General features: G+C 40.9%; 10 protein-coding genes. 6 read left to right on the top strand and 4 right to left on the bottom strand.

The annotated features are described in order from the left end of the window. The 4 genes from J663_RS06915 to J663_RS06900 form a co-directional block, all read right to left on the bottom strand. On the bottom strand, positions 1-4,634 hold a 4,634-nt coding region (locus tag J663_RS06915), incomplete at its 3' end, for an RHS repeat protein (RefSeq protein ID WP_033848724.1). Positions 4,635-4,993: 359 nt separating this feature from the next. Then, complete coding sequence (locus tag J663_RS06910; protein ID WP_033848721.1) at positions 4,994-6,457, bottom strand: amino acid permease; 1,464 nt, start codon at positions 6,455-6,457, stop codon at positions 4,994-4,996. A gap of 398 nt (positions 6,458-6,855) precedes the next feature. Further along, positions 6,856-7,950, bottom strand: a complete 1,095-nt coding sequence (gene astA / locus J663_RS06905; RefSeq protein ID WP_033848720.1) for an arginine N-succinyltransferase — start codon at positions 7,948-7,950, stop codon at positions 6,856-6,858. Beyond that, positions 7,947-9,182 (bottom strand): aspartate aminotransferase family protein, encoded by a 1,236-nt coding sequence (locus J663_RS06900; RefSeq protein ID WP_033848718.1) that lies wholly within the window; start codon positions 9,180-9,182, stop codon positions 7,947-7,949. Before J663_RS06900 ends, astA begins: the two co-directional genes overlap by 4 nt. Positions 9,183-9,318: 136 nt before the next feature. On the opposite strand from J663_RS06900, the gene J663_RS06895 reads away from it, so the two are divergent. The 6 genes from J663_RS06895 (at position 9,319) to J663_RS06870 (ending at position 15,366) form a co-directional block, all read left to right on the top strand. Beyond that, the gene (locus J663_RS06895) at positions 9,319-9,741 is read left to right on the top strand and encodes an Lrp/AsnC family transcriptional regulator (RefSeq protein ID WP_002001056.1); all 423 of its coding nucleotides are present in this window, start codon (positions 9,319-9,321) and stop codon (positions 9,739-9,741) included. 329 nt (positions 9,742-10,070) lie between these two features. Further along, a complete protein-coding gene (locus J663_RS06890; protein WP_033848716.1) occupies positions 10,071-11,501 on the top strand; it encodes a gamma-aminobutyraldehyde dehydrogenase in 1,431 nt (476 codons plus the stop codon). A 28-nt stretch (positions 11,502-11,529) separates the two neighbouring features. Further along, entirely contained in the window at positions 11,530-12,300 is a 771-nt protein-coding gene (locus J663_RS06885; protein WP_016802970.1) for a nuclear transport factor 2 family protein, read from the top strand. Positions 12,301-12,355: 55 nt separating this feature from the next. After that, the gene (locus J663_RS06880; RefSeq protein WP_014206133.1) at positions 12,356-13,075 is read left to right on the top strand and encodes a FadR/GntR family transcriptional regulator; all 720 of its coding nucleotides are present in this window, start codon (positions 12,356-12,358) and stop codon (positions 13,073-13,075) included. A gap of 65 nt (positions 13,076-13,140) precedes the next feature. Continuing rightward, the gene (locus J663_RS06875; RefSeq protein ID WP_033848712.1) at positions 13,141-13,848 is read left to right on the top strand and encodes a cache domain-containing protein; all 708 of its coding nucleotides are present in this window, start codon (positions 13,141-13,143) and stop codon (positions 13,846-13,848) included. Between the two features lie 186 nt (positions 13,849-14,034). Continuing rightward, positions 14,035-15,366, top strand: a complete 1,332-nt coding sequence (locus J663_RS06870) for an APC family permease (RefSeq protein WP_033848711.1) — start codon at positions 14,035-14,037, stop codon at positions 15,364-15,366. Positions 15,367-15,382: the final 16 nt, after the last annotated feature.

Below are 15,382 nucleotides of genomic sequence, written 5' to 3'. Positions count from 1 at the left end.
TTATATTGGGTTTCAGTCACTGCACCTTCGGCATCAACCCGGTAGATTTCCAGCCCATCTTTATTGTAAACAAAGCGGCTCAGGTTGGCCGTGGTTTTACTGACCGTTACATTGGCAGCAGTCACGATATCTTTGCTCGCCCAGCTACTGACATCTTGTAAGGCGGTATATTGATATTGGGCAATCACCTTGCCATTGAGATCATAAACCGATCCGCTGACAACGCCCAGGCTATTAATGGTATAGACCAGCTGGTTCATCGCGTTATAGACATACCAGCTGCTATTGCCCGCCTCATCAATCTTACGTGTGACATTACCATTGGCATCGTAACGATACTCAACCTTTAAGGCCAGTCCACCCGGGTCTTTCACCTCGGAAATCCGTCGTCCCAGCGCATCATAAGTATACACCGTGGTCAGGCCCTTATCGGTTACCTTGACCTGACGTCCGGTCTCATCATAGCTATAGCTGGTCAACAGTTTAAGGCCCTTGGCATCCTGAGTGACTGAGATCAGGTTCCCGGCCTTGTCATAGCCATACTGGGTTACCCGCTCATTGGCACTGCCTTTGGCCTCTATCACTTCAAGACGCTGGCCTAAACCATCATAGCTATAGCTGGTTTCCTGGCTCTCGGTCGCAGATAATGTAACAATCTGCGAGATGACCCGGTTGGCATTGTCATAGTAATAGCTGGTCTTTACTCCGACCGCATCGGTGCTTTCGCTTAATAACCCTGTTTTCTTGTCATATACATAATTGGTGGTCGCCGCTACCGCATTGGTCTCTTTGGTCTTTTGTCCATCATCATTATATAAATAAGTGCTTTTACCCTGATTGGCCTGTGTAACCTGCACCACATCACCAAACTCATTATATTGAGTGGTGGTCTGCAAACCTTCCGGGCTTTTAACCGTTAGGGTCTTCGCCTGATCATTATAGGTATAACTGGTCAGGTTATTGTTGCGATTAACAATAAGCTGACGCCCCCAGGCATCATAAGTGGTTTTGGTGACCCCTTGATCTGCTGAGGTCACTTGGATGATACGACCCTGATCCTGGCTGTAATCAAAGCGGGTAACATTACCATTGGCATCGGTTTCCGTGATCACACGGCCATAGGCATCGTACTGCTTAAGTGTGGTGTTTTTTAAGCCGGTGCTGTCTAAAATGGTACTCGTCAGCTCGCCTCGTTTGCTATAGGCATAGCTGCTTTGTAGTGTGGTTTTGGTGGCTCCTAACGTCACCTGCTGGGTCTGTTGTTCCAGCTCACCATACAGGTTATAAACTGATGCAATGCTATTAGAAAGCCCATCGGTCTTTTTACTGACTTTGCCCAGCTTGTCATATTCAAGTTTTTCAATGCGGTCCCTGGTCGCATCTTTAATCGCTGTCACTAAACTGCTAAAGGTCGTGGTCAGCTCACCCCCTTTGAGGTTCTTGCCGACACCCACCGCATTCGCCAACGCACTCGGGGCTGTAGTACCTGTAGCCAGATCGGTGGCTGTAGCCGCCAGGCTCTTGCTATATTGCGTGCTGCTGGCAACTTCACCAAACAGACTATAACCGGTTTCAACCACATTGCCTTCGGCATTGATCTGATGAGTCAGACGGCCTGCTTTGTCATAATAAAATGTGGTCAGTTGCCCTGCCGCACTCATGACCTGGGTTTTTCTGCCTGCTGCATCATAGAAGGATTTAACCGCATACTGGTTATAGACCTGTTCAACCTGATCAGCCGTCATCCCGCTCGTTAACTGATTGGCCGCTTCCCCCCTTAACACCTGGGTGACTTCACCAAAGGCGTTATAGCGGGTATAGGCAACACGTTCATTGGTTGTGTTCGCAGCCAGCGTCTCCTTAATGAGACGCCCCGCCTCATCATAGACATAGCTGGTAGTTCCCTGACGGGGATCAACCACTTTGATCAAACGCCCTTGCAGATCGTAAGATTTAGTGCTGTCTTGATAGGTGTTATCTGCAGGTAACTTAATAATATCTGCCCACACGCTGGTACTGCTCACAGTCGCGGTGGTGGCCAAGGCATACTGACGTGTGGTTACGCTATTGGTTTTTTGGTTATATAAATAGGCCGTGACGAATTTCTTTTCATCCACTGTCCCAATCAACTGGCCTTGCGCATCGTAAAAATAGAAACTGCTCAGTATCGTGTTATCTGTACCGGTTGGTTTGAGCTGTGCCAACGTCCCGGTCGCACGCAAGCTCTCGGTCGTAACTTTACTGTGACGGTTCACCTGGACTTTCTGGCCGGCACTGTTATAAATCGTTTCAACCAGATAGCCCTCGGCATCCAAGGCAGCCACCTGCAGGTTGTCTTTATTATAGAAGTAGCGGCTGATCCGGTCGCCAGCTTTAGTCTGAGTAATATTGCCATAGCTGTCATAGCTATATTCAGTGATTAAGCCATTAGCCTGTTTAACACTGATCAGTCGGCTACTGCTGTCATAACTCTTCTCCACCACCCGGTCCAGACCGGCAACTGCAGGACGGATCTCTTCGACGCGTTTTTTACTCACCACCCCGTTGGCAAGCCATCCTGCACTGCTCACCGCAGTGGCATAACGGATTTCCTTGGTTTGTAAATCATTCTTGTTATAGACATATTCAGTCAACAGACCTGAACTGTCGACCACACCGGTTAAACGGCCTTTCTTGTCGTAGAAATTAAATTGCTCATAACCGCTCGGCTGCTTGCTATAAATCAGACGTCCCGCTTCATTGTACAGATAGCTGGTGGTACGATCCGGTAGATTGGTGGCAGTCTGTACAGTGCTGGTTAAACGGCCATAACTGTCAAAGCTTTGAACCGTACTTAAACCCGCTGCGTTCGTGACGGTAATTTTACTAGCCCCATAACTATAGCTGGTGGTGCCTGTACTTCCCACTTCTGAAAGTACACGCCCCATTCCGTCATAGGCAAACGACTGTACGCTCGATGCTGCCGTTGTGCCGGCAGTGGTTCGGTCCGCACCACGACGGGTGATCTTCTGCAATAATAAACCACGCGCATCATAGACATAGTCAATCAGCTCGGCGGCATCATCCACAATCCCCAAGTTCTTGATTACCCCTGTCGTAGCATCTGCAGTAGCATCAATTGAGCTATAGTGGATTTCTTTTTTTAAGTTGCCATACACATCATATTCATAGCTGCTCAGCTCTTTTTTTAGCTGTTTTTTTACCCAGGTATCTACAGCCGCATAGGTCATGGTACTGGTATATTTGGCCTGATAATTGCCGCCTTTACTGACCAGCTGGCCTTTATCATTATAGATATATTCTACGACCGCACCTTCAGCGCTAATCACAAAGCGTAGGCGTTGGGCATCATACAGATACTGGGTACTCTTGGTCTCACCTGTCGCTGGTAAGACCCAGTTCCCGCTGGCATCTTTCACCGCGAGCGTGAGATATTCAGTGACAGTGGCAAGCTGGGTATTATTGGTGTAGCTATATTTAATGGCTTTACCGGTCGGGCCGTATTCTTCGGTTAAATTACCATTACTGTCATAGCGGTAAGTGAGCTTATTACTTTCATTATCCGTAATGGTCAGTACATTGCCATCCGCATCATAACTAAAGCTTGATACCTCGGCATTGGCATTCTTGATGCTGGTTAACTGCCGATTGGCATCGTAACTATATTCCCATACCTCTTGTAAGCTATTGGTCACCGTGGTCTTGTTAGCAGTATAGCTAAAGGTGGTGGTGCCCTGGCTGTCCTTAACGCTTGTGACCCGGTAAACATTGTTTGCCGTATCCAGCTCATAGCCAAACTGTACACTACTGCCATCACTTTGCGTGATACTTGCAATACGCGAAGAGCTGCCATCATAAGCATAGGTAGTGGTATACACCTTTTGATCGGTAATCAGGTTATCACTTGGTGTGAGGTCAGTAATGACCTTAGTCAGGCGATTGGCCGTGTCATATTCATAATAGACATTCTGGCTGATCGCCCCGCCGACTTTAGTATCAATTCTTTTAATCCGGTTACTGGTTCCATCATATTGATAGATCAGCTCATTTAAACTGATATTATCCCGAATAGAAATCAGGCGGTCTGTGCTGTCATAGCTATATACCAGGTTGGTGCCATTATTATCCTGAATACCGGTCAAACGGCCTGTCTTTTTGACCGCATCATACGTATAGATTTCTCGGGCAAGCGTTTTTCCATTGGTGACGGTCCAGGTCGTGCCTGAAATGCTAAGCTTGTCGTATGCCCCATCGCCTTCTTTAGAAATATAAGTGTTGGCAGAGGAAAAGTTAAACGTTGTTTCGTGGCCATCTTCGGCAGTGACAATAATTTTACTGCCCGCTTCATTTAAGTTACCGACTAAACTCAGTCGTCTGCTCCACTCCCCGCTCCACTGGGCATTATTATTTAATAAACCTTTAGAATTATAGGTCTGGACGGATTGAATATCCTGTCCTGTGGCTGACAGATTATAGCCCTGCTGGCGAATCACCAGATTCCCTTCGGCAATATTAATATAATCTTCTATCCGGGACTGCCCAAAGCTTGCATTTCCTTGTACCCCTCGTTTTCCAAGCTGGTTTAATGAGCTATTAAATAAACCTAAACCATTACCTGATACAATCGCAACCATGATGCAGCCTCTTCTTATTTTTTAAGTATTAAATTAAGAAAGTATTTAATATATGTAAGTTCTTCTAAAGAATTAATATCACAACTTGATTCTAATTTAGTTAAACCCCATATAAGCTCCATAGTCTAATGATTTTTAAAAGCTTTTTAAATATATAATTAATATATTTTTTTATATTTTATACAGGTATTAATAAAAAAAGAGACAATTTTAATATATTCAGTTAAAAACCCAACATTCGCTTAAAATATAAGCAATTTACTATATTTATTCTGATTTTTTAGTTCTTTTCTCTAACCTTAAAAATAAGAAAAGCTAGGCACCTACCTAGCTTTAATATAAAAACAACTATAATCGACTTAGATATAATCAACCTTTTGTTCTTTTAAAATATCAAGCTGCATTATCTTTTTCTTTTTATATTTATAGGCAATAAATAAACCAATAAACCAGATTGGTGAGCACTCCAGTGCAATTAAAGTATCATGGTCCAAAGCCAAAATTACGATAGTAAACACTAAAAATAACATAGTCATCCATGCCATAAATAAACCACCCGGCATTTTATATTTTGATTGGATGTGTAGTTCAGGGCTTTTCTTACGATAATAAATATATGAAAGTACAATCAACATGAATGTAAAAATACATAAAATTGAAGTCAGTGCTGAAATAATCGTAAATGCTGTCATGACATTAGGCACAATAAATAAAATAGATGTTCCAACCGTTACGCACGCCATTGAAAATACGAGTCCGCGAATTGGAACTTTTCTTTTTGAGAGCTTACTAAAGCTTTTAGGTGCATCGTTATCTAATGCTAGACCATATAACATACGACTGGTCGCAAAGATTCCACTGTTTGCAGAAGATAAAGCCGAAGTCGCAACAACAAAGTTGATTAAACCTGCCGCAATTGGTAACCCAACTAAAGTAAACATTTCTACAAACGGGCTTTTTTCTGGTGAAACCTTAGCCCAAGATGTGACGGCAATAATACAAACCAATGCTCCCACGTAAAATAATAAAATGCGTAAAGGAATAGAGTTAATGGCTTTTGGAAGTGAGGTGTGCGGGTCTTTGGTTTCAGCAGCAGTCGTACCAACCAGCTCAATCCCCACAAACGCAAATATGGCAATTTGAAAACCTGCCAAGAAACCAGTTACACCATAAGGAAACATCGACTCTGTTTCAAATAAATGGCTCATTGAGGCCTTAACCCCATTTGGAGAAGTAAATCCGGTCCCAATTAAATAAATACCAGCCAGAATAAATAGAATAATTGCAGTAATTTTGATGAGTGAGAACCAAAACTCAAGTTCACCGAACAATCGAACGGCCACAAAATTGAGTATGGTCAAGATCGCTAATGATGTAAATGCTGGAATCCAGACGGGTAAATCGGGATACCAAAACTGCATGTACCCTCCGATCACAATCACATCGGCAATCGCAGTAATAATCCAGTTACACCAGTAGGACCAACCAAGGAAAAACCCCGCCCATGGACCGAGATAAGCTGTTGCAAAATCGGCGAAGGTTTTAAAATTCGTGTTGGCAAGCAACAATTCACCCATTGCCCGCATCACGAAGAAAAAGAAGAAACCAATAATTAAATAGGTTAAAACAATTGAAGTACCCGAAACACTTAATGTTTTCCCGGAACCCATAAATAATCCAGTACCAATTGCACCACCGATTGCGATCATTTGAATATGACGATTTGTCAATGAGCGCTGCAATTTCTCTTCTTCTTGCTCAGTCATATGTTGACTGCCAAGAAGATCTCCTTCCAGGAACTGCTTTCCGTTATTCTTACTCATGTAATATTTACTCCAATTTATAGCAACCGTCGTAAATGCTTTAATAATAAACAAATTATATGATTATTAATTTAGTCCATTAAATCATGTTAATAATATTATTAAACCACTTAAAAACTTATAAATTCCTTTTTAAAAGCTATTACCTATAACAATAAAAATTATTCATCAATCCTTTCCTTCATTATTATATTAGTCTACTTTCCAAAATATAATTTCGATAAACAATTAAAATATATAAACTAATTAATATTTTATTGATTTACCCTTTATATAAAAAAGCAGGCTAATTAATTCCAGCTCAGAGAGAAAGATTGTATTTATCTATATACCAATCTTGCGCTAGCGATAATATAGTATTCCTTCTTAAATTTGGTGAAATGTGTAGTAATTTCCGCTTAATTAACAGCCATTCGCAAATGTTCAGTCTCTTTGAGTTTATTGACCACTTCTGGACTAGAAGCCCGTTTAACGTGAACACTGAGCACCCGAACTAAAGAGCCATTTTCAACATTCAATTGGTTTGCCTGTTCTTTTGTTAACTGCAATATGTTCTGATGAGGCTGGCTATACACAAGAATGGCGCGATAATTTTCATAATCATCATTAGCCACAATGTAAGCTTCATCCCCTACAGCGATATTTTCAGGTTGTTCAATTTGAACCGTTACAGACTGACTTTCTTTAATTGCCCGTAAATTTTCGATATCTGCTTGCAGCGTTGCACCACCATCAAAAATATCGATATAGCCTTTATAGCGCAGTCCTTCTTCAAGCAAGAGGTTGTAGGCTGGTCGAGTATTCGGGTGCACAATGCCAATCGCGGCTTTCGCATCATCAGGTAACATATCGACATAGAGTGGATGTCTTGGCATTAGCTCAGCAATAAAAGCCTTTTGCCCGACTCCACTTAAATAATCGGCTTTGGTAAATTCAATATTAAAAAACTTATGCCCTACCGCATTCCAAAATGGTGACTGTCCATTTGCATCAGAGTATCCACGCATTTCAGCAACAATCGTTTCTTCAAAATATTGACGGAATGCTGAGAGAAATAAGAAACGGACTTTAGATAAAAATTTGCCATTTTTATTTAAGCGATAGTCAGGGTCTAAAAATAAAGTACAAAGCTCACTACAGTTGGTATGGTCGTTACTCAAATACAAAGTCGGTAAAGCGTTATAAACACTTAAGGGTTCAGAAGCATGCACTTGTGTCCCAACATGGAAGTTATACCAAGGCTCTTTTAAACCAAGTGCAACTTCAATTCCGCAAACACCGACAACTTTGTTGAGTTCAGTATCTTCTAAAACAAATAAATAAACCTGATCTGCCTTTGGGAGTTCGCCTGTAACTGTTTTACAGGCCCGTTCAATACGTGCAGCCAACTTTTCCATATTTGGCTGCAAAGATGTCAAACCAAAACCTGCTTTTTGTGCCAACAGGTAAAGGTCATTAACATCTTTAGGTTCGATGTAACGAATAATCATCATGCTGCTTGTTCATCCTTTTGAATTTCAACAAAGCGAGCAAGCGCATGTTCAAAGCGTTTTAGGCCTTCATCAATATCAGCAAATGGAATAATTAAAGACGGCGTAAAACGTACAACATTTGGACCTGCAATAAGACTCAGTAAACCTTCTTCGCCCGCAAGGTTATTAATGTCTTTTGCTTTACCAGCGAATTCATCTTTTAAGGCACAACCAAGCAATAAGCCTTCACCGCGAATCGTTTTAAAGACTTCATATTTTTCATTTAATTTATTTAAAGCTTTTTTATAATAATCATGACGCTCTTTAACGCCATTCAGCACTTCAGGTGTATTAATAAACTCAAATACAGCCCCTGCTACCGCACTTGCTAACGGGTTACCACCATAAGTCGTACCATGTGTACCGACAGAAAAATGCGGAGCAAACTTATCGGTTGTTAACATTGCACCGACCGGGAAACCGCCACCTAGTGCTTTTGCAGTCGTTAACACATCTGGAATAACACCAGAGTTCATATAGGCATAAAGTGCACCTGTACGACCAACACCTGTTTGCACTTCATCAAAAATAAGTAAGGCACCAAACTCATCACACAGTGCACGTAAACCTTTTAAAAATTCGATGTCAGCAGGAATAACGCCGCCTTCACCTTGGATCGGTTCAACAATGACTGCACATGTTTGCTCATTAATCACCGCTTTTGCAGCTTCTAAATCATTAAAGGCAACATGGTTAATACCATTTGGAAGTGGTGCAAAGTCTTGTGAATATTTAGGTTGACCACCCGCTGAAACGGTAAATAAGGTACGGCCATGGAAAGCATTATTAAATGCCACAATGCCACTTTTGCCAGCAACGCCGCTGTCTAGTCCAACTTTACGCGCCAGTTTTAATGCTGCTTCGTTCGCTTCTGCACCTGAGTTACAGAAGAAAACCTTGTCTGCAAATGTATTTTCGGTAAGTTGTTTTGCAAGACGTAGAACGGGTTCATTTGTATAACCATTGCCTACATGCCAAAGTTTTGTTGCTTGTTCTGTTAAAGCATTTACTGCCACTGGATGCGCATGACCTAATGCGTTTACTGCAATCCCACCTGCAAAATCGATATATTCTTTATTTTCTTGATCCCAAATACGTGAACCTTCGCCACGTACCAGAATGAAATTTGCCGGTGCAAAAACTGGAACCATCCACTCGTTAAAGTCACTACGTAAAACTGCAAAATTATTCATTTTATCTAGTCCATTAAATTAAAATTATGAGGGTTAGTTGATGACCCTATTATTCAAAATCAAATTGATTCACAAAATTTGTAATTCAGTCAAAAATGAATTATTTTTTACCAATTTGATAATTGACAATTACAATATGGATAACATTGATCAAATTATTTTAGGTTTACTTAAAGATAACGCACGGATGTCTGTTACCGAGTTAGCCGAAAAAGTTCACGTTTCAAGAGCAACTATTAAAAAAAGAATGGAGTATCTTGAGTCTTCGGGGATCATTACAGGATATACAGTACGGTTTAAACCCAATGCTGAACGCAACGTCATCCGCGCATGGATGAGCATTATGGTTGAAGGGACCAAAGCGCAGTCTGTGATTAAAGAATTACGCCTAGAAAGTGCCGTGGAATGTCTACATAAAACCAATGGCAAATGGGACATTTTGGTCGAGCTACGCTCTGATACTTTAGAAAACTTCGACAAAGTTTTAGAAAGAATCAGGAATATTTCAGGTATTTATAACAGTGAAACTAGCATTCTGCTTGCAAGTCATAAAACCTAATCATTTACTTTAATTTCAAATTATAAGATCAAAAAATTGATGAGCTAAGCACAAGATCTGGCTCATCAAGCTGCTTTTGATTAGAAAAATTTTGCTCTTATCTTTCCTCAAATCTTCTGATCTACGACGACAATCAACCTCTCCTAAAAATCTTCAATAAATTTTTAATATTTTTTAAATAATCAAATCAAAAACTTAAAATCTAATTTGATTTAAATTCCAACTTTTTTCACTCACTCCCCTCATCAAAGCATTTGACAGAAAATTTAAAACATAATACATATAGTATTATATGTTATATGTTAAAACCTAAGGACAAGGTATAAAAAATGGCTAAAACTCAACTACAACACTTTATTAACGGCGAATATGTTGCTAGCAAAGGAAATGATTATTTCGACTTGGTAAGCCCAGTGACTGGTGAAGTTTATGCACAATCACCGAATGCAACCGAGGCAGAAGTTGATGCTGCTTATGCCGCTGCAAAAGAAGCATTTAAAATTTGGGGACGCAGTACACCTTCGACTCGTCAAAAAGCATTACTGAATTTAGCAGATGCTATTGAAGCAAATGCGGAGCGTTTAATTGAGGCACAAAGTCGTAATACGGGTCAGTTAAAACACTTAATTGCATCTGAAGAAGTGGGTGCATCGGCAGATCAGGTTCGTTTCTTTGCAGGTGCTGCCCGCCTACTCAATGGCACTGCTTCAGGTGAATATTTAGAAGGTTTAACCTCTTCTATTCGCCGCGAACCTGTCGGTGTAGTTGGACAAGTTACACCTTGGAACTATCCACTCATGATGGCTGTTTGGAAAATTGCTCCAGCTTTAGCCGCAGGTAATACCGTGGTACTTAAACCAAGTGATACGACGCCGGAAAGTACGCTTTTACTTGCTGAAATTGCTGCACCATTTTTCCCTAAAGGTGCATTTAACGTGGTGTTAGGCCAAGCTCAGGTGGGTTCAAAAGTTGTATCACATAAGACCCCTGCACTCGTTTCGATTACAGGTTCAGTTCGTGCGGGATTACAAGTTGCAGCTTCTGCCGCAGCAAATCTAGCCAAGGCACATCTTGAGCTTGGTGGTAAAGCACCTGTAGTGGTTTTTGAAGATGCTGACCTCGACAAAGCAGTTGAAATGATTGCATTAACGGGCTATTTCAACGCAGGCCAAGACTGTACGGCGGCAACGCGTGTGATTGTGGCAGAATCTGTTCATGATGAATTTTTAAGCAAGTTAGTTGAAGCTGCAAAAAATACCCGTTTTGGTGAACCAGATGATCAAGACGCGCTTTATGGCCCACTCAACAATGCCAACCAATTGAAAAATGTTAAAGCCTTTATTGACAACTTACCTGCTCACGCCAAAGTTGAAACAGGTGGAAAACAAGCAGACCGTCCAGGCTTCTATTTTGAACCAACCGTTATTAGTGGCTTAAAACAACACGACGAAGCCATTCAAAATGAAATTTTTGGACCAGTGATTACCGTTCAAAAATTTACAGATGAAAATGATGCGATTGAAAAAGCCAACGATGTTGAATATGGCCTAGCTTCAAGTGTTTGGACTAAAGACCATGCCCGTGCCACTCGTCTTTCTCGTGAACTTGATTTCGGTACAGTTTGGATTAACACCCATATTCCTTTAACCGCAGAAATGCCACACGGCGGTTTCAAAAAATCAGGTTATGGTAAAGATTTATCTGGCTACGGTTTTGAAGAATATACTCGCGTTAAACATGTGATGAGTTCAAACGAATAATAACAATGAGTTTTGAAAGGAGATCAAAATGAATAAACAAGAAATGAAAGACTTGGTGACTAAAGCCCATCATGAGCTATTTAATTTGCACGACACCACTGCTCTGGACCGTTATTTTTCTGAAGACTTTATAGAGCACTCACCACTCGTTGCAAATGGCATTTCAGGCCTTCGCCAATTGGTAGAAGACTGCCCCGACATGCAACATGAAGCTGTGCGTGTATTGGCAGATGGTGACTTGGTTGCAATTCATGGCCGCTTTCAAGGATTAGATGAAAACCCTTTAGTCGGTTTTGATATTTACCGAGTGAAAGATGGCAAAATTGTGGAACATTGGGATGGACTGGTAGCAGAAGCTGCACCGAATGTGAGTGGTAGAACACAATTAGATGGTCCGACTGAAATCGTCACTCACCATGATCCAGAGAAAAATCGTGAGATTGTGACCTCGTTCTTTAAGAAGTCATTAATTGATGGCAATTATGAGGCATTTAAAGAATACACTCACGACGATCAGTTCATTCAACATAGTCCAGACATTGGCGATGGTGTTAAAGCAGTCATTGATTTTTTGAACAATATCCGTAATGAAGGACAAGGTTTGGTATACTCCAAAACGCATCGCTCCATTGCTGATGGTCAATTTGTCTTGACACATTCCGAAGGAAGTATTGCCGGAAATCGACATGCCTATTTTGAATTATGGCGAGTCGATAATGGCAAAATTGTTGAACTTTGGGATGCAATACCAGCTGTGCCTGAAGATGAACAGGCCGTCCATCAATATGGCGTATTTTAATCATTTATCCGTTTCATTAAGCTAAGTCTCCGACTTAGCTTTTAGAGAATTCGCCATGTCAGCATATACGATAATTTTTGCACCTATCGCTCAGGCAACTCGATCGGAACAAGTTGTGGAACGCTTGGAAAATGCAATTATCTCTGGATTGCTCAAAAGCAATGAACAGCTTCCTAACGAGGCGGATCTAGCTCGCTTAATGGGAGTGTCACCCATTACAGTCCGTGAAGCTTTAAATACTTTACGCGTAAAAGGTCTGATTGATACACGACGTGGACGAAACGGCGGAAGCTTTGTTTGCGAGTTACCTTCCGATTTACTCTTAAACAAACACCCTCTTCGCCAAGCGTCCAATGAATATCTAGCTGATTTAGGCGAATTTCACAGTGCAATTTTAAGCCATGGCGCATATTTGGCAGCACAGAGAACCACTGAATATGAATTAGGCAAAATTAAAGAACTTATTGATCAATTTGAACAGGCCGTTGAAGCAGACACACGTGCCCAACTTGATTTACGTTGCTTGTTAACACTCACCTCTTTTGCTCAATCAGCTCGCTTGGCAAATCAAGAGTTAACCATACAAGCCGAATGGGCACCGCTCATTGCTGTGCTTTATCAAGATGATCAATTCCATCAACTGGTCGTCGCTCAATACCACCAACTTTTATCATCTTTTGTTCAAGGCAATGAAGATGATGCTGTTATTCAAGCGCGAAAAATCATTTCGATGCTAACAGACCAAATGCTTCGATATAAGTTATCTATTGAATAAAAACAATAAAGTAGAGCACTTATAAAATATCGAGTGAGAAATACGGAATTTTAGGAGTTATAGGAATGACCCAACATTTAGATATAGAAGAGCTTCAAAATTTGTTAAAGACGGTGGTTGAAGAAACGACAACCATTACAGAAAAGCTGGCAACTAAAGCGAGCAAAATTCTTTCAAAACATGAACCTGAAAAAACCAAAGACGTTAAGCTTTCAGGCTTAGAGCGTTCAGCTTTGCAAAAAGAAATTAAAAAGGCCTTACAGGAAAGCCATTACAGTCAGGGTATTGGTTTTGCAAGTTATAGCCCTGCAACGCAAGAAGAACAAGATTATTGGACACTCGAATGGTGGTATAAAAAAGAAGATCAGTTGCAACAAGCCAAACTTGAAAACTATCAAAATGCTCAGCGCTTTTTAGATTTTCGCTCTTTTGAATGGTTCCATAAACCTGCTCAAAACAAAAGTCCGTGCATTCATGGGCCATATGTCGACTACATTTGCAATGGTGCATACACCATCACTCTTGCCCATCCAGTCATGATTCGTGATCAATTTATCGGTGTGATTGCCACCGATATTTTAGTTTCCGCACTCGAAAAAATTCTTATGCCGAAGCTTAAAAACATTAAACAAAAAGCAATTGTGATTAACGACTCTTCTCGAGTGATTACTTCAAATGATATCACCATCAGAACAGGCACATTATTTAAAGGCCAAAGCCCCGAGCAGTTTCTGTCACGACCGTGTCAATCTTTTCAATTGGTCGTGATCTAGAGTTATATCAAAGATATAAGTATTTGATCTTGCTTTAGGGCGTCACCAAGGCGAAACAGCCACCCACTTTTGTACAAACTTTCTCCAAATAGACATGTTTATTCAAGTCTAGGGGAAGTTTTGGCTCAAAAATAGCATCGCTTTTCCGGATGAAAAGCAAAACAACGAATTTGAGGTTGAAATGACATGGAAAATAAAACGTCTTCCTTAAAAAAACTGTCACTTTGGCAAGTCACGATTATTGGTATTGCCTACATGACTCCCATGACGGTGTTTGACACTTTCGGTATTGTCTCTGGAATTACCAATGGACATGTACCACTGGCATATTTACTCGCACTTGGCGCCATGCTACTCACCGCTTGGAGCTATGCAAGATTTAGTCAAAATTCAGAAAAATCAGGTTCAGCATATAGTTATACCGCTGAAAGTTTAGGGCCTAAAAGTGGTTTTTTTGTCGGTTGGTGTTCACTACTCGACTATTTGTTATTACCCCTCATTAATGTTTTGCTAGCTGCAATTTATCTCACAGCCCTTATCCCAAGTCTGCCTTACTGGTTCTGGGTCATTGTGTCGGCAAGCCTAGTCACTTTAGTGAATTGTTTCCGCATTCGGTTACTCGCCAATTTGAGTCTATTGTTTGTGTTTGCACCGATCATACTCATGGTCATTTTTGTTTATTTAGTGATTAAGGGTATTGGCTCGACTCAAGGTTACGAGCATGTGCTTACATTGGCCCCACTCTGGCATGAGCACCAATCTTTACTCCCCCTCGTTGCGGGTGCCTCAGTTTTGTGCTTTTCATTTTTAGGTTTCGACGCGGTTACCACGCTTTCTAATGAAACCAAACAACCCACCAAAAATATTCCTCGTGCAGTCATGTTAACGACTCTCGCTGGCGGGCTTATTTTTTTCACAGCCGCTTGGTTTATTCAGCTTTATTTTCCAAATAATCTACGCTTTCAACACCCTTCAGAAGCGTTGCCTGAAATTGTGCTTTACGTTGGTGGTGCTTTTTTCCAATCCGTATTCTTATGCGGGCAAATTATGAACACAGTCGCCTCTGGCCTTGCCTCACATGCCAGCGCTTCACGTTTACTGTATATAATGGGCACCGATAATATTTTCCCTAAAAAGTATTTTGGGACAATTCATATTTCATTAGGTACACCGTTTTTCTCGGTTTTGTTTGTTGGTCTTATTTCAATGTCAGCGGTTTTTCTAGATTTAGCCCAAGTCGTCAGCCTAATCAGCTTTGGTGCTCTAGTCGCTTTTACAGCCGTAAATTTCTCAGTTTTTATGAAGTTTTATATTAAAGATAAACAGCGTTCAGGGTTTAAAAATAAATTTCTAAACCTGTTTTTACCGCTTATATCAGTCTTTAGCATTATTTGCCTCTGGCTTAATCTCGATTCATCTTCACTCATGTTTGGTTGTTTCTGGTTAGCTTTGGGTATTCTCCTATTTATCTATAAAACGATTAAAAAACAAAGTATTGCTATTAGTAATGCTTATTAATTTTTAAGGAACTTTA

This window comes from Acinetobacter sp. 826659 (genome assembly GCF_000588515.1).
Classification (GTDB): Bacteria; Pseudomonadota; Gammaproteobacteria; order Pseudomonadales; family Moraxellaceae; genus Acinetobacter; species Acinetobacter pittii.
Note: the sequence above shows the minus strand (reverse complement) of the source record. Positions and strands in the feature narration are given on the sequence as shown.